This window comes from Acidobacteriota bacterium, from assembly GCA_030697165.1.
In the GTDB taxonomy this organism is placed as follows: Bacteria; Acidobacteriota; Vicinamibacteria; order Vicinamibacterales; family UBA2999; genus 12-FULL-67-14b.
The window spans coordinates 313,012-333,986 of the sequence record JAUYQQ010000002.1; the positions used below are offsets into that span (position 1 = coordinate 313,012).

Below are 20,975 nucleotides of genomic sequence, written 5' to 3' on the forward strand. Positions count from 1 at the left end.
GCGCACTTATAATCAAGGCCATGCGGATAGTGCTCACCATCCTCTTGCTCGCCGGCAGCGCCCTCTCGATGTCACTCTCGGCGCAGGGCCGGCCGGCGTGGCTCGATCCCTATCGCGACAACGCCGGCAAGTTGATCACGGCCGCCACCGCCGGCCAGTTCGCCTGGGACCGCGTCGCCGAACTGACCGACACCTACGGGCAGCGCATCAGCGGATCGGACAACCTGAACCGCGCCATCGCCTGGGCGGTCGAGACTATGACGAAGGACGGTCTCGAGAACGTCCACACCGAGCGCGTGATGGTGCCGAAGTGGGTGCGCGGCGCCGAGAGCCTCGAGATCACCAACCCGCCGCATCACGTCGTGCCGATGCTGGGGCTTGGCGGCAGCATCGCCACGCCGCCGGCCGGCATCGAGGCCGAGGTCATGGTGGTGGCCAGTGGCGATGAGCTGACGAAGCGCGCGGCCGAGGCGAAGGGTAAAATCGTGCTGTTCAACGTCCCCTACACCAACTACGGCGAGACGGTGGCCTACCGATCCGGCGGCGCGCGCATGGCCGCGCAACATGGCGCCGTCGCCGCGCTGGTGCGGTCGGTGGGGCCGGTCGGCCTGCGCACGCCCCACACCGGCAACATGAACTACGGCGACGACACCGTCGCGAAGATCCCGGCCGCGGCGATCCCGGTCGAAGACGCGCTGCGCATCGAGCGCCTCGCCAACCGCGGCCTCAAGGTCCGCGTCCGCCTCAAGATGGAGGCGCGGTTCGAACCCGACGCCGAATCCTTCAACGTCGTCGGAGAAATTCGCGGCAGCGAGAAGCCGGACGAGATCGTGCTGGTCGGTTGCCACTTCGACTCGTGGGATCCCGGCACCGGCGCGTCGGACGATGGCGTGGGGTGCATCGTGACGTGGGAAGCCGCGCGGCTCATGAAGCAGCTGAACATCCGGCCGAAGCGCACGGTGCGGGTGGTGTTGTTTACCAACGAGGAGAACGGCATGCGCGGCGGCAACGGCTATCGCGATCAGCACGCGACGCAGGCGCCCAACCACATCCTGGCGCTCGAGTCCGATTCGGGCGTCTTTGCTCCGGCGCGGCTCGGCTTCACGGGCTCCGAGGCGGCGCAGAAGATCATGGCCGACATCGGCACGCTGCTCGCGCCGCTTGGGTTGCAGGACATCGGGCCCGGCGGCGGCGGCGCCGACATCGGTCCTATCGCCGCGCTCGGCAAGGTGCCGATGATGGCCTACCAGGGCGACTCGGATAAGTACTTCACCATTCACCACACGCCGGCCGACACCGTGGATCGCATTGCTCCCGCCGAGGTGTCGAAGGCCGCGGCCGCGATCGCCGCCGTGGTCTACGTCGTCGCCGACATGCCGCAGGCATTGCCGAAGTAACGGGGCCTGGCACGGTTACATGGGATTTTGATGACTATTCTGCGTACTGCTCTCGTCGCGCTGCTGTTGAATGTGACAGTTCTTGCACAACCGGCGCCCACGGCCACCGACGCAACGATCGTTCGGTCCGGCACGACCGCGTCGGTCTACCTGACCGTCAACAACCCGTCGATGTACGACATCTACGTAATGTCGGCGACGAGCGATGCGGCGGGGAAGGTCGAGCTGTATTCCGGTGACAAGCCGGTCGAGAACATGACCGTCGCGGCGTACGGATCGTTGGAGTTGAAAGCCGGTGGGATGTTCCTGCGCCTGTCGGAGTTGAAGAGCGAGTGGAAGGCGGGCGAGTCGATCACCGTCACGATGCTGACCGACGGCGGCGCCACGATCGTGGCCACCGCCGTCGTCAAACGTTAGCCCTTCTTGATCGTGAAGGCGCCGGGTGCGCCTTCGCGGTACTTGGCGTGGCAGGTCTGGCAGGTCCCGCCGAGTTCCTTCATCGCGCCCATGATGCTTGCCGCGTCGGTGCCGTTGGCGAGGGCGTCAGCGTGCTTCATGGCCGCGCCCGCCCATTCTGCGGCCTCGGCGTTGTTGCGCGCGGTCCAGAACGCCTGGGCATCCTTGAACAGGGCGACCATCTTCGTGGCTTCCGCCGAGATGCCGGCCAGGTTCTGTTCCTTGGCGGCGCCGCGCACGCCGCCCATGGCCGCGCCGACTGCCTTCATCAAGGTGTCGTAGTCCTCATCCGTCTTGGCCTGGGCGAGTGGGCCGGCGGACATGGTGATGGCCAGGGCCAGGGCCATGCCGGCAGCCGTGAGAAAACGAGAAAAATGCATGCAGATCCCTCCGGGACGCAAAGGGCAGCGGAATGCGGCCCAGTGCGGCGGAAGAATAGCATGAGGCTATAGTGTCCCGATGATGAAGACCCTGCTCAGCTTCACCCTGATCCTGGCCCTGATGGCCCCGCTGACCCCGGCCGCGCAATCGCGCCGCGCGCTGGTCCTGGACGACCATTCCCGCATCCTCGGGGTGGGCGATCCGCAGCGGTCGCCCGATGGCCTGTGGGTGGCGTACACGGTCACGACCATCGATGCCGAGAAGGACCGGCGCAACACCGATGTCTGGATGGTGAAGTGGGATGGCAGCGAACAACTGCAGCTGACCTCGTCGCCCGACAGCGAATCGTCGCCGCGCTGGAGTCCCGACAACAACTACCTGGCGTTTGTCGCCTCGCGCGGCACTGAGGAAGAGAAGAAGAAGGGCGGCCAGATCTGGTTGCTGCCCCGCGCCGGCGGCGAGGCGCAGCGCGTCAGCGACGTCAAGGGCGGCGTCTCCGACATCCAGTGGTCGCCCGACAGCACCCGCATAGCATTTGTCGCGAGCGACGAGGATCCCGCCGACGAGCCCGAGCAGATGGACGGCTGGAAGCGCAAGACCGCGCCGCCGATTGTGATCGATCGCTACCACTTCAAGCAGGATCGCGAAGGCTACCTCAAGCAGCTGTACCGTCACATTGCCATTTTCGACCTCGCCACCAGGACCTCGACCGTGATCACCAAGGGCAACACCGACGATGTGAGCCCGTCGTGGTCGCCCGACGGCAAGCAGATCGCGTTCCTGAGCAAGCGCGGCGCCGCCGATCCCGATCGCACGTCGAATGAAGACGTGTGGGTGGTCGATGCCACGCCGTTCGGCACGCCCAAGCAGTTGACGCAGACCGCGGCCGGTGAAGCGGGCCGTCCGGCCTGGAGTCCTGACGGCAGCCGCATTGCCGCGTTGATGGGCGACAACGATCAGAACACCGCCTACGGCATGAACAAGCTGATCGTCGTGCCGGCCAATCCCCCGGCCTCGGCGGGACCGGCGACCAATCCGCCCGTCTACATGCCAAAGCTCGACCGCGCCGTGTCGAACGTGTCGTGGTCGGCCGACGGCCAGCACCTCGCATTCCTGCTGCAGGACGATCGCACCAATCACGTCGCGACGGTGCCGGCCGAGAACCCCAACGGCACGGCGCAGCGCAAGTCGACCGGCCGCCGCGTGATCAGCGCGATTAGCCCGGGCCAGGACGGCCACTTCGCCGTGCTCGCGACCTCGCCGACACAGTTCACCGAGGTCTACGCGCTCGAAGGCGCGAACCTGCGGCAGCTGACGAAGCACAACGATCCGCTGGCCGCCGAGCTGCAGCTGGCGACCACCGAAGACTTCACCTCGAAGAGCAAGGATGGCGCGGTCGTCAACGGCTTGATCGTGAAGCCCGCGGGCTTCAAGGCGGGCACGACCTATCCGACCTTGCTGATCGTCCACGGCGGCCCGAACGGGCAGGACCAGCACGCCTTCAACTTCGATCGCGAGTTCCTCGCCGCCAACGGCTACGTCGTGCTCGCCATCAACTACCGCGGCAGCGCCGGCCGCGGCAACGCGTGGCAGAAGGTGATTCACGGCGATTGGGGCAACCTCGAAGTGGTCGACCTGCTGGGCGCGGCCGATGAAGTAGTCAGGCAGGGCATTGCCGATCCCAATCGGCTCGGCATTGGCGGCTGGAGCTACGGCGGCATCTCGACCAACTACACGATCGCGACCGACACCCGTTTCAAGGCCGCCGTCAGCGGCGCCGGCAGCTCCATGCAGTTCACGATGTACGGCATGGACCAGTACATCATCCAATACGAGCAGGAGATGGGCCAGCCGTGGAAGTCGAAGGACAAGTGGATGAAGGTGTCCTACCCGTTCTTCAACGCCGACCGGATCAAGACACCGACGTTGTTCATGGGCGGCGAGAAAGACTTCAACGTGCCGATCGCCGGCAGCGAGCAGATGTACCAGGCGCTCAAGAGCCTGGGCGTCGACACCCAGCTTGTGATTTACCCCGGCCAGTTCCACGGCCTGACCATTCCGAGCTACGAGCGCGATCGGTTGCAGCGTTACCTGAACTGGTTCAACAAGTATCTGCAGCCGGCAGCGACGACGACGGCGCGAGGCCAGTAACGCTACGCCCGCGAGCGGCGGCTGGCCTTGTCGCGATACATCCGTTCGTCCGACACCGCGAGCAGTTCTTCGACGGTGCGCCCGTCCTCGGGGAAGCGCGCGCACCCGGCGCTGATCGACAGTTGCATCCGTACGCCCGGCCGCGGCTCGAACGGGTAGTCGCGCACCGCGGCCTGCACCTCGGCCACCCGCCGCGTTTCGTGCTCGGGACTGCAGCCCCACAGCACCACCATGAACTCGTCGCCGGCAAACCGCGCGCACAAGTCGCTTTCGCGCACCGTTGACCGTAGCGCCGCGCCGACCGCGCGCAGCGCGCGGTCGCCCGCCTCGTGTCCGTAGGTATCGTTAATCTCCTTGAGCCGGTCGAGGTCGAGCCCGATCACGCTGGCCGTGCCGCCGGCGCTGGCGGCGCCGGCGATGCAAGCGCCAAACTGCTGATCGAACGATCGGCGGTTGGGCAGGGCCGTCAGCGCATCGGTCTGCGATTCGTGTTGCGTCTGCTCGTAACGGGTCGAGTTGTAGATCACCGCCGCGGCCTGCTCGCTGACGCGGCCGAACACGCGCCGGTGTTCGTCGGTGAAGCAGGCGGGCGCGTGGTGGTAAATCACGAGGGCGCCAATGCGCCGGCCGTCGCACACCAGCGGGCAGGGTAGCAGCGCCGCCAGGTCTTGACCGCGGCCGGCCCGGCCGTCGGCGCACGGCGGCAACTGTTGCGACAGGTCGCTCCACGGCCGGCCGGTCCAGGTCAGCAGCGCCTCGGTGCCGGGACCATGGGCGTAGCGGCACGAGTAGCCGTCGCTGTCGTTGCCCAGGAACAAGGCGCAGGTCACGAACGGCACCAGGCGATTGACCTTCTCGTGGATCAGCATCATCGCGTCTTCCACGCCGAGGCTCGAGCCAAGCGCCTGCGCAATCTCGTACAAGGTCTGCTCTTCGCGATGGGTGCCGGTGATGTCGTGCAGCACGCTCTGGTTCTGGTCGGCGGCTTCGTGCCCGGCGGCGCGCTGGCCCGGCAGGGCCGCCGACAGGTGCAGCCGCGCCGTCAGCAGATCGACCAGCTCCGGATCGAAGGCCGTGCCCGCATGCTCGTGCAGCACGGCGAGCGCCGCCACGGCGCTGCGCGCCGGCCGGTACGGACGATCGATCTGCAGCGTGCTGTAACAGTCGGCAATCGCCAGGATGCGCGCACCGACTGGAATCGCGTCGCCGCGCAGGCCGGCCGGGTAGCCGAGGCCATCCCAGCGTTCGTGATGGCAGAGCACCAGTTCCGCCACCGGCGCGCCGAATGGCACGTCGCGCAGGATCTCGGCGCCGGCGCGCGGGTGGAGCTTCACGCGCTCGAACTCTTCGGGTGTCAACGCCTCGGGCTTGGCGAGAATGTGCTCGGGCACGGCCATGTTGCCGACATCGTGCAGCAGCGCGGCGGTCCGCACCGCCTGCACCTCGGCATCCGACAGGCCCACGGCTTCGGCCAGGGTCGCGGCGTAGAGCTGAATCGACCGAATGTGCTCGGGCGTGCAGCCGGCCTTGGCTTCAATGGCCAGCGCCAGCGCCTCGATGGTGGCCAGCTGGACGTCCATGGCGCGGCGGGTCTCGTCCTGTTCCTCGCGCAGCCGCGCAACCACCGTGTGATAACTGCGGAACACCAGGTAGAGCGGCGCCGCGAGCAGCGCCAGCCAGGCGAAAAGGCCGCGATCCCACACCACGGTTGCTACCGCGGCCAGGGCGGCGCCCGCCAGGTAGCTTGGCGCGCTCCACAGGAAGTTGCGCCGCCAGATCCTGATCAGCGGCTGGCGGGTGGACAGCGCAATCGCGCCCGCCACGAGGGCCGTGTTGACCAGGAAGTAGAGCGGGGCGACTACCGCGGCCGCACGCACCAGCGCGGGGAGGCCGGCGCGATCCGCGCCCATCGCCAAATCAAGCGGCAGGCCGGCCACCCACACGGTGATCGTCAAGGTCGCGATGCTGAACACTACCTGGTGCAGCGGGTTGCGGGCGGCGGTGCGAAGCGTGCACTGCGCCCAGGCACTGGCCGCGGCGATCAACACCGTGGGCGACGGCCCCAACGCCAGTAAGGCCCAGAAGTTCACCGCATGCGAAAGCGAGAGGTTCGACTTGCTGCGGCCGAGCGGCAACTCGATCTTCGCCGTCGAGGTCGCCACGGCGATCACCAGCAGCATCACGAACAGCCCGAGGTCCGGCGGCGGCAGGTTGCGCGCGGCATCAGCCAGCGCCGCGACGCCCGCGACCACGACGGCGACGACGTACGCGCGCGCCGGCCGCGGCAGCGCCATCAACTCGGCCCGGTCGGACTTCCGCCGGCTCGGCAAACCGGAGTTCATCAGGCTCCGCTCACCCGGCCACGACAAGAATCATAGAACATGACACCAATAGACATTGTATGACTTTATAGTCATGTAATGACGCTCTGCATTTTACGTGCCTAGCAAGGCTATCTCGGCCAGAACATGTGTTTACTGGCCTGAAATACCTAATAACTCGGCTAAATAGTACGATTCATGGTTAATCTGTCGCGCTCGTGTGTGTGCTTTTATGTGACAGTTGGTTACCAAGCTGCCCGCCGGCTCGGACCCTGCGACGGTCCGCGGCAGTTGGGCCATAATTCGCCATCATGCGTCGTCTTTCTGTTCCCGCCATCATCCTGATCGCCATGACCCACGCCTCGGCGCAGCAGCCGGCCGAGTTGCGCACGCGAGCCGAGCTCACCAACTACGAAGAGACCAGTTCACACGCCGATGTGCAGCGGGTGACGAACGCCCTCGCCGCGTCGAGCTCGCTGGTGCATGTCGAAAGCTTTGGCACGACCGAAGAGGGCCGCGAGCTGCCGCTCTTGGTGATCTCCGATCCGAAGGTGACGACGCCGGCCGCCGCGCGCAAGCTGGGACGGCCGCTTGTGTTTGTGCAAGCCAACATCCACGCCGGCGAGGTCGAGGGCAAGGAAGCCGTGCTGGTGCTGGCCCGCCGCCTGGTCTCAGGTGACTTGAAGCCGCTGACACGGGAGCTGGTCATCCTGATCGCGCCCAACTATAACGCCGACGGCAACGAGAAGGTCAACGTGCAGAACCGCGCGGCGCAGTATGGGCCGGTGGCCGGCGTCGGGACGCGCGAGAACGCCAAGGGTCTGGACCTCAACCGCGACTACATGAAGCTCGACTCGGTCGAGGCGCGAGCGCTGGTCGGGCTGATGAACAAGTGGGATCCCCACGTGCTGGTCGACCTGCACACGACCAACGGCTCGTATCACGCCAACCACCTGACCTACTCGCCCATCCTCAACCCGAACGCCGATGCGCGGCTGATCGAGTTCACCCGCGAGCGCATGCTGGCGCCGATTCGCGCCGCCATGTTGAAGGATCACAATTGGCGGACCTACTACTACGGCAACTTTGCGCCCGAGGACGGATCAAGCCGCGACAGTTCGCGCGTCGACCCCGCCAACCCCGGCAACGTCACGTGGCGCACCTTTGACCATCGGCCGCGTTTCGGCAACAACTACGCGGGCTTGCGCAATCGCATCGCCATCCTGTCGGAGGCGTATAGCTACCTGGACTTCAAGGGCCGCGTCGACGTCACCGAAGATTTCGTGGCCGAGATCTGGAAGTCGGCCGCCGACAACGCCAAGCAGATCCTCCAGCTCACCGCGCAGGCCGACCGGCAGTTCACCGCCCCGCCCAACGCCAAGCCGGTGGAACTCGGCCTCGACTTCGAGATTCGCGCGCTGCCCGAGCGGGTGGGGATCTTCGTCGGCGACGTGAAGAAGGTGCCGAACCCGCGATCGGGCCGCGAGATGCTGGCCATGACCGACCTGGCCGTGCCGGTGTCGATGGAAGACTACGGGGTGTTCGCAGCCACGCGCTCGGCGGCCATGCCCAAGGGGTGGGTGATTCCGTCCAGCCCGCGCCTGGCGGCGGCGGTCGAGCGCCTGCGCTGGCACGGGATTCAGTTACACGAGGTCACGACTCCCGGGCAAGTGTCGGTGGAGCGCTTTACGATTGCCGACTACACGCGCACCGAGCGCGTGTTCCAGGGCCGGCGCGAGGCGCGCCTGAAGGGGACCTTCGAAAACGCGCAACTGACGGTCGATCCCGGCGCGCTGTTCGTGCCCGCCGACCAGCCGCTGGCGCGGCTGGCGTTCTACCTGCTCGAACCGGAGAGCGATGATGGCTTCGTGACCTGGAACGTCATCGAAGACGGACTGGCGGCGGGCGAGGCGTATCCGATCTACCGGGTGATGAACACCACGGCGCTCCGCTTTAAGTAGAGTCCGGCTTTAGCCGGATGGCAGCGCCAGGCGAGGGCGGTTAGCCGTCCACCCGGCACACGTCATCGCTTGCCGGGCGGCTTCGGCGGCCGCAGCTCGCGTTCGGCCAGCAACCAGAAATCCACATCCTGCCGGTCGCTGCCGCGGTATTCGATCGACAGGAAATAAGCGCGGATCCGGATGTCTTCGTCGGACACCTCCACCACCGGCGAAACAGCGTCCGGAGCCACTGGCGTCTCGGCTGCAGGGCGCTTTCGGCGGGTGGCGGCGCGGACGGGTGTTTTGTCGGCCGCCGGCGACGGCTTCTTCTTCTTTTTCTCTTCCAGCGGCGGAGCGGGTGAGGCGGACTTCGGGGATCGGGACGTCTTCTTCAAAACCACGGTCTTCTTTCGTCAGGCTGTTTCGTTCCCTTGCTGGCGCGGATCACGCCCCTACCTGAAAATAGCATGGGCAGGTGACGACGTCACGACGACCACGGTTCAAGCAGGGGGAAGCTGCGGCGCTAATCGTCGCCTGCGGCCAGCCGGTGCTGGAGTCCGGCCGCGATTCGTCCGCCAATCGTGCCTTGCAGGCGGGACCGCACATCATCGGGGCCGGCGCCGGCAGGACGGTTTGCATCGGTCGCCACCTCGAAGACCCAGGTCCACTCGCGCCTGCCGTCGCTTGATCGCGCCAGTTCCACCGCGACTTGCCATCCTGCAGGGGTCTGCCGCAGCGTGCCCATCAACGCCGCATCGGCGCCAAGCCGCATGGCGGTGTCTCGCGGCTGTTCTCCTCGCAGTCCACCGGTTCTCGCCTGGGCCCGAATGCCGCTCTTCTCCAGTTCCAGGACGATGTACTGGGCGAGCCCAGGCACGAACTCCGCGCCCTCATCCGAATCAACAACCGTGAAAGGCATCACGACGACCGACCATTCCGCCGGCCGACCGCGCATGACCGCCGTCATGACCAGCGCGACCACGAGAAGGCCGGCAACTGCCAGTGCCGGCCAGAGCGCACGCCGCCGCGCCTGGTGTCGCGCGACCGGCGGCGGTTGGACGATGCGCTGTTGCACCGCATCGGTCAGCGGCAGCTGGAGGATGGCCACGTCGTGCACGAACCGATAGCCGCGTCCCCTGACGTTCTCAATGACCGAAGGACCGTCACCGGTATCGAGAACCTTGCGCAGCGCCGCGACGTGGAAGGCGATGTTGCCCTCTTCGACAGCGGCGTCGGGCCACACCGCGGTGAGGATCTCTTCCTTGGTCACCAGCCGCGGTGCGCGCCGGAGCAAGGTCGCCAGCAAGTCCAGCGTCTTGGCGGGCATCGGCACAGTAGCATCGTTCCTCATCAACCGGCACTCGGTCGGCTCGAAGCGCCACTCGTCCCAGATGTACGCCGGTCCTGCCATGCTACGGCGTTCGCAGTGACGCGTTGCGGAAGGTCGTGCCCTCCGAACTGTTGCTCAGGAACAGGTAAGCGTTGGACGAGTCGAACAGATCCGCGAACTCCGCGAACATGAAGCTGCGGCTCAAATTCAAATCGGGGATACGCATGGTCACCACGCCGCCGCGGTGTTCGATGCGGAAGCGCATGGGGTGGCCCGGCGTATAGGCAGCGATCCGATCGAGTGACCGGAAGGCACCATGAAACTCCGTGCCGCCGCTCGGCACCGACACGGCGATGTCGATGCCGTGGAAGGCAATTTCCGGCAGGTTGTGGATGCGGAACAAGAAGGCACTGGTCGGCTCGTTGTCGAAGAGCTGGCTGTTGATTCCATGGCCGAAGCCGACCCACGCGATGTCGCCATGCGATGCCGGAATGGTGACGTCGACCTCGAACACGAAGTCCCGGGACAGGTACTTGCCGGAGGCGCTCCTGACCACTGGGCGGTCGATGCCGTTCTGGGTGCCCGACCCGGCCAAGGTCCGGACCAGGCCGGCGGGTGACAGCGCGTACTTATCGAAGGGAATGCGAAAGGCAGGGCTATCCGGTCCCGTCAGCGCATCGACGAAGTCAATGGCTGCGGGGCCGGCCGCGAATGGGGTGCCGAGAACGCTGGCGACTACCACCGCCGTGGCAAGTTTCAGGATCTGGGGGGGAGGCAATCCTTATCTCGAAGGGGAGTGTATCAAAACACTGTGCAACCCGATAAATACAAGCATTTCCTAAATAAATGAAGAATAAAGACTCCATAAAGGCTCACTAAAGGACACCTTTTCCGCCTCTGAGTCATGGTGTCGGTTCTTGTCGGTATTAGTGATTTCAGGAGGTTAGAAATGCATCGGATTGGCTCCCCAGCCCGTCTATTCACGGCACTGGCGCTTGCGCTGGTCGCCCTCGCGGTTCCCAATCCGCTATTTGGACAGACATCCCAGGATATCAACGGGGACGGCCGAGTCGACGCCGTGTTCACCCAGAAGCAGCGCTACAACCAGGTCTGCTTCGGCAACGGCACGGGCGCCTTTACCACCTGCTCCGACCTGATCGGTGCCCAGTTCACAATCTCGAACCAAATCAACACGACGGCGTCGGCGCTGATCGACTGGGATGGCGACGGCGACCTGGACATCGCGCTGGCCATGGAAGGCCACTCGAACGTGGTCTGCTACAACGACGGTGGTGGTCAGTTCAACTCCGGCCTCGGCTGCGCGGAGTTGTATGGGTTCAATACCTTCCCCTACAACAGTCAGGACGTGGCCGCCGGTGACCTGAACGGCGACGGTGTCCCGGACCTGGTGTTCGCCAACGGCGGGAACGCTGGCAATCCGCTGAACCAGTCGAATCTGGTGTGTCTCGGCGGCGGAGGCTGCTACGAGTTCGGCACGCTGGCGCCCTCGACTGGCGTGGCACTAGGCGACGTCGACAACGACGGCGACCTTGACGTCGTGGTGTCCAATAGCGGCACTCGGAACGAGGTCTGCCTCAACAGCGGCGGCGGCACGTCGTTCGACTGCCGCGCAATTACCCAGGCCGCGAATGTCTTGGCGACGAAGGTCTCGAATGCGGTCGCTGTCGGACACCTCCCCGCCGGCTTCGGGCAAACGCCAGATGCCAATCTGGATATCGCCTTCGCCAACGACGGAAAGAACGAGTATTGCCTCGGCAACGGCAACTGGTCGGGCTTGAATGTGGGCTTTGCCTGCGGCGGGTTCAATCCGGTTACCTCCTACACATTCAACGATGCCGCCTATCACACGGTCGACGTGGTGATTGCTGACTTCATGCCGAACCCGCCCCCCCCCTCTACCACCACCGCCTACAGGGGCGCCGAGATCGCGTTCGTTAACGCGGATGGCCCGAACGTCCGCTGCTTCGGTCTGTTTCAGTGCGGCTTCGCCTTTCAGCCGAACCACATCGTGAACGTCAACATCGGGGGCACCGTCTTTGCGGTCTCGGAGCCGATTCCGGAGGCCACGACCGGTGTCGCTATCCGCGACATCAACATCGACGGCAAGCTTGACGTGGTCGTGGCGAATGACGGGATCAGCCGGTCCTATATGCGCGCCGACTGCTGCACGAGTACGAACGATGTCGTTGCCAACGCACAGCTGCACCCGTCGAGCGTCACGCTGAGTGGCGGAACCGTCGGATACACGCCCGACACCACCCCGCCGGCCTTCTCCGGGGCGACCAACGTGACCGTGGAAGCCGTCGGCGCAAGTGGCGCCACCGCGCAGTTCACTGTGACGGCCGTCGACGTCGAGGATGGCGCTCGGTCCGTCACGTGCGCCCCTGTCTCTGGGTCGCTCTTCCCGCTGGGTAACACGACCGTGACGTGCACGTCCTCGGACACGTCGAACAACGTGGGCACTGCAACGTTCCTCGTGACGATCCGCGACACGACTGATCCCGTGATCACCGTTCCTGGCAACATCTCTATCGTCGCGACGCCGGGCCTGGCGACCACCGCCGTGACCTTCGCCGTGTCGGCCGTGGACCTCGTCGACGGGACCCTCACGCCCCAGTGCATCGACATGAACAACATATCGGGTGGCCGTCTTGTCACGTCGGGTGCCCAGTTCCCTGGGGGCACCTCCACCGTAGTCTGTGGAGCGTCTGACGCCCGCCTGAATTACGGGGAAGCCTCCTTCCTGGTCACGGTAACGACGGATATCGATGCCGACGGACTCGTGGACGACGTGGACCAGGACGACGACGGCGACGGCATTGCCGACGGCGTTGACCATCAGCGCACCGCCGCGTCGAACGACTACGGCCTGGACGCCAAGAATACGGGCACGGTGACGCGGAATGGCGGGACCGTGACGATTGCGCCGACGGCGAGTGGGTCGGCATTCCAGCTGCGCGCCACCCTCTCTGGCTTTGGGACCGCGCCGGCCGTTATCTCGGCCAACTGCGGCGGGGGACCGAAAGAACTGCGTTTCGGTACCGTTGGGGACACCATCGATTGGCGCTGCGCGGCGTCCGGGACCTCCCTGACAGTGAGCTTCGACTCCGGCACGCCGGAGTTCTGGAAGGTGGTCTGCCCGTCCGGATGCTCCTGGGTGAAGATGACCTCGAGCGCCGGCAACGGCGTGATCGCCGGTAGCCCTGTGACGGCCCTGGAGACGAACACAGCACCGATTCTGGTGACGCTCTACAACGACAGCATGACGCCGATTGGTTCATTCAGCCTTGACCCCGGCGAATCAGTGGATGTCGAGGTCGTGAATGGCGAGCTGCAACTCGAGCTGCTCAACGGCGGACCGGACAAGAAAGTGGTCGTCACGCTCTTCAACCAGCCCGTGACGCTGCAGGAGGGGAACGGGCCGGCCACCTTCAGCATGACGCAGACCGTCTTCGCCAGCGGCACGGCCGATGTGACGACTTGGGATCCGATTTTCCCAAGCACCGCTTACCAGAACTGGCCTTCGCAGTGTTCGGCGGCGCCTTCGGTCGGCCCGAATGCCAACTGGGTGAACCCCCACGCCGCGTTCTCCTTCCCGCTGAATTCGCATCCCTGGGAGCACCAAGGGTGGGTTCCATCGGCGTTCAAGTTCGGCGCCAACTGGATCAACGCGTGGGAAGACCTGAATTCACGCGGCCCGATGGGCCCGGATGGCCGGCAGAACTGGACGAAGTACACCACGCAGGTCACTGGCGAAGGCGACTTCGTCGTGCAGTTTCTTGCCGACAACTGTTCCTGGATCTACCTGGATGACCAGCTCATTGGCGTTCAGGACACCAACTGGGCGACCAACGGCACAGGGAGATATCCACTCACGCTCACTGGCCCCGGTCCGCACACCCTCAGCTTCATCATCTTGGACGGTGGCGGCTCCGCTGGCGGCAAGTTCCGGCTCGAGACTCGCCAGTCGTTCATCGACGGTGGTGGGGACCTGCCTGAGAAGGCGCCCACCTCGACCACGGTGAGCTTCGGCACCGCACCGTTCACCTATACCGGCGCGGCCTTTACCGCCACGGCGTCAGTGAGCTCGGGCGGAGTGGCCAACATTGCCTACAGCGGCGACTGCATCAACGCAGGTAGCTCCTGCACGGCGACCGCGACCTACGATGGTGACGCCACGCACTTCGGCAGCTCAGCAACCGCATCGATCACGATTGCTCCGGTCCAGACTACGACGACGGTGAGTTTCGACGCCGCGTCGTTTGTTTACACCGGTTCGGCTATCGAAGCGGCGGCGAACGGCGGCGCCACGATCGCCTATACCGGCAGCTGCATCAACGTTGGGACCTGCACGGCGACGGCGACGACCGCCGGCGACGCGAATCACATCGGCAGCTCCGCGGTTGCGAGCGCCGATATCACCAAGGCTCCGACCACGACGACGGTGAGCTTCAGCGCTCCGTCGTTCGTCTACACGGGTTCGGCTATCGAAGCGACGGCGAGTGCCGGAGCCACGATCGCCTACAGCGGCAACTGCACTAACGTCGGGACGTGCACGGCGACGGCGACGACTGCTGGCGACGCGAATCACAGCGAGAGCTCGGCGGTCTCAACCGCGGAGATCACGAAGGCCGCGACCACGACGACGGTGAGCTTCGGCGCTCCGTCGTATGTCTACACCGGTTCCGCCATCGAAGCGACGGCCAGCGCCGGCGCATCGGTCGTCTACAGCGGCGACTGCACCAATGTCGGGACGTGCACGGCGACGGCGACGAATCCGGGCGACGCGAATCACTTCAGCAGCTCGGCGGTCGCATCCGCTGACATCACGAAGGCATCGACCACGACGACGGTGAACTTCAGCGCCGCGTCGTATGTCTACACCGGGTCCGCCATCGAAGCGACGGCCAGCGCCGGCGCATCGATCGTCTACAGCGGCGACTGCACCAATGTCGGGACGTGCACCGCAACGGCGACGAATCCGGGCGACGCGAATCACTTCAGCAGCTCGGCAAACGCAAGCGCTGACATCACGAAGGCATCGACCACGACCACGATGACCTTCGGCTCCGGGCCCTTCGTCTACAACGGGTCGGCCTTAACCGCGACCGCGTCGACGGGCCCAATCGGCACGGCGACCATCGCGTATATCGGCGACTGCACGAATGTTGGCAGCACCTGCACCGCGACGGCGACCAACGCCGGCGATGGCAACCACACCAGCAGTTCGGCGAGCGCGTCGATCACGATCGCCAAGCGGTCAACAGAGACGACCGTGAGCTTCGGCTCCGGGCCATTCGTGTACAACGGGGCGGCCTTCGCCGCGACGGCGTCGACGAACCCGGCCGGGACGCCGACCATCGCGTATACCGGCGACTGCACCAATGCCGGTAGCACCTGCACCGCGACGGCGACCAACGCCGGCGACGGCAACCACACCAGCAGCTCGGCGAGCGCGTCGATCACGATCGCCAAGGCGGTTGCGACGGTCGTGGCCGCGCCCTACGACGTGGAATACGATGGTCAGCCGCACACGGCGACCTTCACCATCACCGGCGTGAACGGGGAGACCGGGGCTACCGTCGGCGCCGTCACTCAGAACACGACCCACACCAACGTTGGCACCTACTCCGACTCGTGGAGCTTCGCTGGCGCCAACTACATCAGCGTCGGCGCCACGTCGATCACCAATAGAATCAAGGACACTACGGCGCCGGTCATCACCAGCGTCTCGACCAACGCCCCGACCCTCTGGCCGCCCAATCACAAGATGGTCGCCGTCACCGTCAGCGCTTTGGCCAGTGATCTGGTGGGCGTGACCTCGCTGAAGATCATTAGCGCCACGAGCAGCGAACCGGACAACGGGCTCGGCGACGGCGACACCGCCGGCGATATCCAAGTCACCGGCGATCTGACGCTCAACCTGCGCGCCGAGCGTGGCGGCAAGGGCAACGGCCGCACTTACACCATTACAGTGGAAGCGAGCGACGCCGTGGGTAACAAGAGCACGAAGACCTGCACGGTCTTCGTGCCGAAGAGCCAGGGCAAGTAACTTACGTCCTCGGCTTGATCCTTCAAGAGCCCGCCCGAAACGGCGGGCTCTTTTTTTTCAGGGCACGGCGATCTGATAAAGGAGCGGCCACTTCTTGCCGGTGACGAAGATCCGGCGCGTGGTTTTGTCGTAGGCGATGCCGTTCAGCACGTCTGCGGGCGGCTGGCGCTGGTTGAGGGGCCACAACGTGGCGAGGTCCACCCAGGCCTTGACGTCGCCGGTGACCGGCGAAATCCTCGCAATCCGATCGGTCATCCACACGTTGGCCCAGATCTCACCCTCGATCCACTCGAGCTCGTTCAGCTGTGACACCGGCCGCCCCGCATCGCGCACGCGGAGGGTCCGGACCGGCGCCTGCGTCTTCGGATCCAGGAACGTCAGCGTATCGCTGCCATTGCTCATCACCAAGCCGCCGGCAGCGTCGTAGGCCAAACCCCAGCCTTCGCCCTTGTAGGCAAATGTCCGCTTCTGCGCGAACGTCTTGCGGTCGTAGACGAAGCCGCGCTGGTGCTGCCAGGTGAGCTGCAGCAGCTCGTCCCCGACGAGTGCCAGGCCCTCTGCGAAGTATTCGTCGGGAATCTTGATCTGCTGCAGCACCTTGCCGGACGCGATTTCCACCCGCCTGACAGATGACTCGCCATTCAGCCCGGTACTCTCGTAGAGCTGGCCGTCGGCGAACACGAGCCCCTGCGTGAACGCCGTAGGATCGTGCGGATAGGTTGCGACGAGCTTATATCCCTGCACCGGCGCGGGCTGCCGCTGGGCCACGGTTGTGGGGGCGCAGGCGAGAACGGCCATCGTCATCAGCAGTGAACCAGCCCTCATGATGCCACTATAAGCCGAGCCGCGACGGGCGAGGTTGGTCTTCGCCTTTCGTAATGCAATCGTGTTGGAGGTGTCACAGCGCCTGCTTACGCTGCTTTCGCGTAAGCTGACCAAATGAGACACCTCCGAATCACGATCGCGCTCTTCGTCGCAGGGCTGACGGCGGCTGTCTTCGCCCAGTCGCCGCCAGCCATCGTCCTCGTGACCCTCGACGGGGCGCGGATCGAAGAGGTGTTTGGCGGCATCGACGTGGAGATTGTGAAGGCCGGCCTCAAGCCGAATCAGCGCGTCGAGGACCAGCCGCTCTACCAGCGCTTCTGGGCGGCGACGCCGGAGGAACGGCGGGCGAAGCTGATGCCGTTCTTCTGGGGCACGCTGATGCGCGAGCACGGCTCGATTGCCGGCAACCCGGCTAAGCAGAGCCGCGTGCACCTGGTCAACGGTCATCGCTTTTCGTACCCGGGTTACTCGGAGATGCTGACCGGCCGGGCGCACGATGACGTGATCAAGAGCAACGACCCGATTCAGAATCCGTATCCAACCGTGCTCGAGTACCTGCAGAAGACCGCGGGGCTCACCTCGAACCAGGTCGCGGCGTTTGCGTCGTGGGACGTCTTCAGCGCGATTGTCGAACAGACCAAGGGCGCGATCACGGTCAACGCCGGCTTCGAGCAGTTCGACTCGCCGGACGAAGAGGTGCGGCGCCTGAGCCAGCTACAGTTCGAGACGCCGACGCCGTGGGACACCGTGCGGCACGACGCGTACACGTTCCGGTTTGCCATGGACCACCTGTCACGGCACAAGCCGAGAGTGCTGTACCTGGCCCTTGGTGAGACCGACGACTGGGCGCACAACGGCCGCTACGACCGCGTGCTCGAAACCTATACCCGGACTGACGACTACCTGAAGCAGTTGTGGACCTGGTTGCAGTCGCAGCCGGAGTATCGCGGCCGCACCCACATGCTGATCACCACCGACCACGGCCGTGGCCAGACGCCCAAGGATTGGAAGGACCACGGCAAGGATGTCGTCGGCGCCAGTGAAACGTGGATGGCGTTCGCATCGCCGTCAATGTCGCGCCGGGGTGAGTGGACCCGTCACGCCCCGCTGACAATCGCACAGGTGGCCGCAACGCTGATCAAGTGGGCGGGTGGCGACTGGAAAACGTTCGATCCAGCCGCCGCCCCGCCAGTGCAGTAATTACCAATCAGCCGAGTGGGCGCGGCCTAGAAATCCATCTGCAGGGTGAACTGAACCGCGCGGGGCTGTGAGACCGACGTGACCCGGCCGAAGTTGCCGGACGTAATGCTCTCGGTCGGCAGGTTCCTCAAGGGAAAATTGAAGACGTTGAAGGCCTCGGCGGACACTTTGATGCGACGGCTGCCCCCCAGGGTGGGGGCCCACTGCAGGGTCACGTCGGCGTTAAAGAATTTGGGATTGTTCTCGAACGCCGGTATCGCGGAGAGCCCGAATAGCGCACGTAGCCGGTTGGCCTCCTCGGTCGACACCTCGCGGACGCTGTTACGAGAATAGTTGAAACCCGGACACGCCACGTTGCGGCAAATGCCCTCGTTGACCCAGTCGGTGGTGAGGCCGTCGCCATTGACGTCGCGGCCAACCGTGATGTTCAACGGCGCCTCCGTCCGATACTCGACGATGGTCGCCAGCGTCAGGTTCATCGGCAGCAGGTAGACCATGTTGCCGGTGACGACATGCCGCCGGTCGTCGCTGCCCGGGCCCCACTGAAGGTCGGGCCGCTCCGGCACCAGCACCGAACTGACGAAGTTAAACGCGTTGTCGGTGGTCTTCGAGAGCGTGTAGGCCACCTCGCCCGAAAATCGGTTGCTGAGGCGCTTGCGGAGGTCGACGATCAGGCCCTTGTAGCGGATCTCGCCCTGATTGGTGTAGAAGCTGACGTTGGTATAGCGCGGGTCGGGCCTGATGGCGCCGGCGCCGTTGATGTTTGCCGTGCCGGGCCGCCCGGCGTTGGTGTTGGTGATCCCGATCTGGTCGTAGCCCCGGTTGTAAACGAAGCTGACATCCAGGCCGAGATCGCCCGTCAGCTCGCGCCGGTAACCCATTTGGGTATTCCAGTTCCACGGCGTCACCAGGTTGTCGTCGATCACCGAGAGACTGGGAACCGGCACCGTCTGGTTCCCGCCGAAGGGATTCGGGAAACCAGGATTGTCGATCTGGATCCCGATGATCTTGGGCGGCGTGAAACGCGCGTTGCCAATAATGTTCAGGATGATCTGGTCGTAGTAGATCCCGGTGCCACCGTAGATGGCCTGCGTGGTCGTCCCGTCCGGCGCCCATGAAAACCCGAACCGTGGAGCCACGTTATTGCGGTCCCGGCTGATGCCCGGTCCGGCCGTCCCGGTGACGTCCTTGAGCGCCTCGGTTTTGGCGCCCTCGTAGTCGTAGCGAATCCCGGTGTTGATGGTCAAGCTCGGCGACGGCCGCCAGTCATCCTGCAGGTAGAACCCGTAGATCTGGTTCGGCCGGGCCAGATTGGAGTCGCCCTGGTTCTGCGTAAAGCGGCTCGGCGTGCCGGCAATGAATGCGTTCAGCGACGGGAACGTGTAGGTACCGCGAAAGTTCGAATCGAAATAGCTATCCGACTTGAAAATCTTGACCTGGGCACCGGCCTTCACCGAGTGCTCGCCGGTGCGGGTGCCCGACAGCGTCCAGGTAAGGTTGTCGATGACCTGATAAACCCAATCGGTTCGACCCTGGGGATAGGTGCTCGGGCCGCCAAGGTCAAAACCGCCGGTCACCGACACGTTGGTCAGGGCCGGATAGGTCGGCAGGAAACTGCCGAGGGTCTGGCCGACTTGGAGGTAGAGCTCGTTGAGCTTGTTCGACCCGAGAATCCACTTATGGTTCAAATTGGCGTAGTTGGTGCGAAAGTCCGTCACGCTGCCGTTGAAGTCGAGCAGCGTGCCGCTCTGGCCTGACGGCTGCGCGTCGTCGGTGAGCTGATACCGCGCGGTGAACGACTGGCTGTTGGACAGCTGCGCGTCGAGCTTGGCGGTCAGGTTGTGGACATCGACGAACTCGGGCCGCACCTGCCGAATCGAGCCGCCGGCGCCGAACAGCGACAGGGGAATATTGTTGGCGGCCAGAAACTGGCGCGTGGCCGCAGAAAAGTTGGCCGTCTCGGCGGGCAGCGTGCGAGTGCTGCTGGAGTTGGTGTCCCGATCCTCCCGCTCGTAGTTGAGGAAATAATGCAGCTTGTTCTGCCTGATCGGGCCGCCCAGCCAGCCGCCGTAGTGAATGCGCTGGAACGGGTCGGCCGGTAGGCTGCGGTTGGCATAGGGGCTGCGAGCCATCATCGACTGATCGCGAAACAGGAAAAAGCCGCTGCCGCGCAGGTCGTTGGTGCCCGACCGCGTCACCACGTTCACGACCCCGCCAGACGCCTGGCCGTACTCGGCCTTGAAGCCGGTGACCAGTATTTGCACTTCCTGCACCGAGTCGAGGGCGAGCGACTGCCGAGAATAGCCGGAGATGTCTTCGCTGTTGTCAACGCCGTCGATGTTCCACTGGTTCGAGCGGCCGCGCGAACCGACAAACGCGGTGCCGTTCGAGCTCTGCGCGCCCGGCGCCATGCGCAGCAGCGATTCGTAGCTGCGGCCGATGATCGGCAGTACGTCGATGGTCGCGCGATCGAGCCGCGTCTCGACCGCCGCCGTCGTGGTTTGCACGATCGGCGATTCCGCGGTCACCGTCACGGCCTCGCTCAAGGTGCCCAGCTGGAGCGAAAAATTGACGACCGTTTCAGAGCCGAGGGCGAAGGTGAGTCCCTCGCGCAGCGCCCGCGAGAAGCCCTGGAGCTCGGCCACCACTTCGTAGCGGCCCGGCGTGAGCGCCGCCAGGCGATAGCGGCCGTCGGCGTCGCTGGTCGTCGAACGCACGAAACCAGAGTTCTTGTTGGTGGCCGTGATGGTGGCGCCAGGAACGACAGCGCCCTGTGCGTCGGTCACAACGCCGATCACCGTCGCGGTGTCGAGTTGCGCCGCGGCCGGTGCGGCCAGGGCAAGCAGTAACAACACGCAACCGCAAACGGCTGTGCCGGTGAGCCTCGTCATGACCATCCTC

The 20,975-nt window shown here is 65.1% G+C and carries 13 protein-coding genes; 6 read left to right on the forward strand and 7 right to left on the reverse strand.

Features of this window, described 5'->3' with window-relative positions; all coding sequences use genetic code 11:
- Nucleotides 1-20 precede the first annotated feature (20 nt).
- Both Q8T13_02705 and Q8T13_02710 read left to right on the forward strand, forming a co-directional pair.
- A complete protein-coding gene (locus tag Q8T13_02705; protein ID MDP3716657.1) occupies nt 21-1,397 on the forward strand; it encodes a M20/M25/M40 family metallo-hydrolase in 1,377 nt (458 codons plus the stop codon).
- A gap of 30 nt (nt 1,398-1,427) precedes the next feature.
- Nucleotides 1,428-1,814 carry a copper chaperone PCu(A)C gene (locus Q8T13_02710; protein MDP3716658.1) on the forward strand — a complete coding sequence of 129 codons (387 nt, stop codon included), beginning with the start codon at nt 1,428-1,430 and terminating at the stop codon, nt 1,812-1,814.
- Here Q8T13_02710 and Q8T13_02715 read toward each other — a convergent pair.
- The gene (locus Q8T13_02715) at nt 1,811-2,233 is read right to left on the reverse strand and encodes a hypothetical protein (protein ID MDP3716659.1); all 423 of its coding nucleotides are present in this window, start codon (nt 2,231-2,233) and stop codon (nt 1,811-1,813) included. The genes Q8T13_02710 and Q8T13_02715 overlap by 4 nt on opposite strands.
- 79 nt (nt 2,234-2,312) lie before the next feature.
- On the opposite strand from Q8T13_02715, the gene Q8T13_02720 reads away from it, so the two are divergent.
- Nucleotides 2,313-4,385, forward strand: a complete 2,073-nt coding sequence (locus Q8T13_02720) for a S9 family peptidase (GenBank protein MDP3716660.1) — start codon at nt 2,313-2,315, stop codon at nt 4,383-4,385.
- A 2-nt stretch (nt 4,386-4,387) separates the two neighbouring features.
- Here Q8T13_02720 and Q8T13_02725 read toward each other — a convergent pair whose 3' ends face one another.
- On the reverse strand, nt 4,388-6,727 hold the full coding sequence (locus tag Q8T13_02725) for a diguanylate cyclase (protein ID MDP3716661.1): 2,340 nt from the start codon (nt 6,725-6,727) through the stop codon (nt 4,388-4,390).
- 290 nt (nt 6,728-7,017) lie between these two features.
- Between Q8T13_02725 and Q8T13_02730 the strand changes: the two genes are divergently transcribed.
- A complete protein-coding gene (locus Q8T13_02730; GenBank protein MDP3716662.1) occupies nt 7,018-8,667 on the forward strand; it encodes a M14 family metallopeptidase in 1,650 nt (549 codons plus the stop codon).
- A gap of 62 nt (nt 8,668-8,729) precedes the next feature.
- Here the strand turns inward: Q8T13_02730 and Q8T13_02735 are convergent, their stop codons facing one another.
- The 3 genes from Q8T13_02735 to Q8T13_02745 all read right to left on the reverse strand — a co-directional run bounded on the left by Q8T13_02735 (nt 8,730) and on the right by Q8T13_02745 (nt 10,754).
- Nucleotides 8,730-9,041: a hypothetical protein gene (locus Q8T13_02735; GenBank protein MDP3716663.1), complete on the reverse strand. Its 312-nt coding sequence runs from the start codon at nt 9,039-9,041 to the stop codon at nt 8,730-8,732.
- A gap of 128 nt (nt 9,042-9,169) precedes the next feature.
- A complete protein-coding gene (locus Q8T13_02740; GenBank protein ID MDP3716664.1) occupies nt 9,170-10,057 on the reverse strand; it encodes a winged helix-turn-helix domain-containing protein in 888 nt (295 codons plus the stop codon).
- Nucleotide 10,058: 1 nt separating this feature from the next.
- Nucleotides 10,059-10,754, reverse strand: a complete 696-nt coding sequence (locus tag Q8T13_02745; protein MDP3716665.1) for a hypothetical protein — start codon at nt 10,752-10,754, stop codon at nt 10,059-10,061.
- A gap of 171 nt (nt 10,755-10,925) precedes the next feature.
- Here Q8T13_02745 and Q8T13_02750 point away from each other — a divergent pair, with 171 nt between their 5' ends.
- Nucleotides 10,926-16,049, forward strand: coding sequence for an FG-GAP-like repeat-containing protein (locus Q8T13_02750; GenBank protein ID MDP3716666.1), 5,124 nt, complete (start codon nt 10,926-10,928; stop codon nt 16,047-16,049).
- A 57-nt stretch (nt 16,050-16,106) separates the two neighbouring features.
- On the opposite strand, the gene Q8T13_02755 is transcribed toward Q8T13_02750, so the two are convergent.
- Nucleotides 16,107-16,874 (reverse strand): glutaminyl-peptide cyclotransferase, encoded by a 768-nt coding sequence (locus Q8T13_02755; protein ID MDP3716667.1) that lies wholly within the window; start codon nt 16,872-16,874, stop codon nt 16,107-16,109.
- Nucleotides 16,875-16,988: 114 nt separating this feature from the next.
- On the opposite strand from Q8T13_02755, the gene Q8T13_02760 reads away from it, so the two are divergent.
- On the forward strand, nt 16,989-18,074 hold the full coding sequence (locus Q8T13_02760; protein MDP3716668.1) for a phosphoglyceromutase: 1,086 nt from the start codon (nt 16,989-16,991) through the stop codon (nt 18,072-18,074).
- Nucleotides 18,075-18,100: 26 nt separating this feature from the next.
- Here the strand turns inward: Q8T13_02760 and Q8T13_02765 are convergent, their stop codons facing one another.
- Nucleotides 18,101-20,965, reverse strand: a complete 2,865-nt coding sequence (locus Q8T13_02765) for a TonB-dependent receptor (GenBank protein MDP3716669.1) — start codon at nt 20,963-20,965, stop codon at nt 18,101-18,103.
- Nucleotides 20,966-20,975: the final 10 nt, after the last annotated feature.

Bases quoted from the DNA above. Each gene is read 5' to 3' on its own strand.
- Q8T13_02765 (MDP3716669.1), bottom strand. From the start codon at position 20,965: ATGACGAGGCTCACCGGCACAGCCGTTTGCGGTTGCGTGTTGTTACTG.
- Q8T13_02725 (MDP3716661.1), bottom strand. From the start codon at position 6,727: ATGAACTCCGGTTTGCCGAGCCGGCGGAAGTCCGACCGGGCCGAGTTG.
- Q8T13_02710 (MDP3716658.1), top strand. From the start codon at position 1,428: ATGACTATTCTGCGTACTGCTCTCGTCGCGCTGCTGTTGAATGTGACA.
- Q8T13_02740 (MDP3716664.1), bottom strand. From the start codon at position 10,057: ATGGCAGGACCGGCGTACATCTGGGACGAGTGGCGCTTCGAGCCGACC.
- Q8T13_02715 (MDP3716659.1), bottom strand. From the start codon at position 2,233: ATGCATTTTTCTCGTTTTCTCACGGCTGCCGGCATGGCCCTGGCCCTG.
- Q8T13_02705 (MDP3716657.1), top strand. From the start codon at position 21: ATGCGGATAGTGCTCACCATCCTCTTGCTCGCCGGCAGCGCCCTCTCG.
- Q8T13_02750 (MDP3716666.1), top strand. From the start codon at position 10,926: ATGCATCGGATTGGCTCCCCAGCCCGTCTATTCACGGCACTGGCGCTT.
- Q8T13_02730 (MDP3716662.1), top strand. From the start codon at position 7,018: ATGCGTCGTCTTTCTGTTCCCGCCATCATCCTGATCGCCATGACCCAC.
- Q8T13_02720 (MDP3716660.1), top strand. From the start codon at position 2,313: ATGATGAAGACCCTGCTCAGCTTCACCCTGATCCTGGCCCTGATGGCC.
- Q8T13_02760 (MDP3716668.1), top strand. From the start codon at position 16,989: ATGAGACACCTCCGAATCACGATCGCGCTCTTCGTCGCAGGGCTGACG.
- Q8T13_02755 (MDP3716667.1), bottom strand. From the start codon at position 16,874: ATGAGGGCTGGTTCACTGCTGATGACGATGGCCGTTCTCGCCTGCGCC.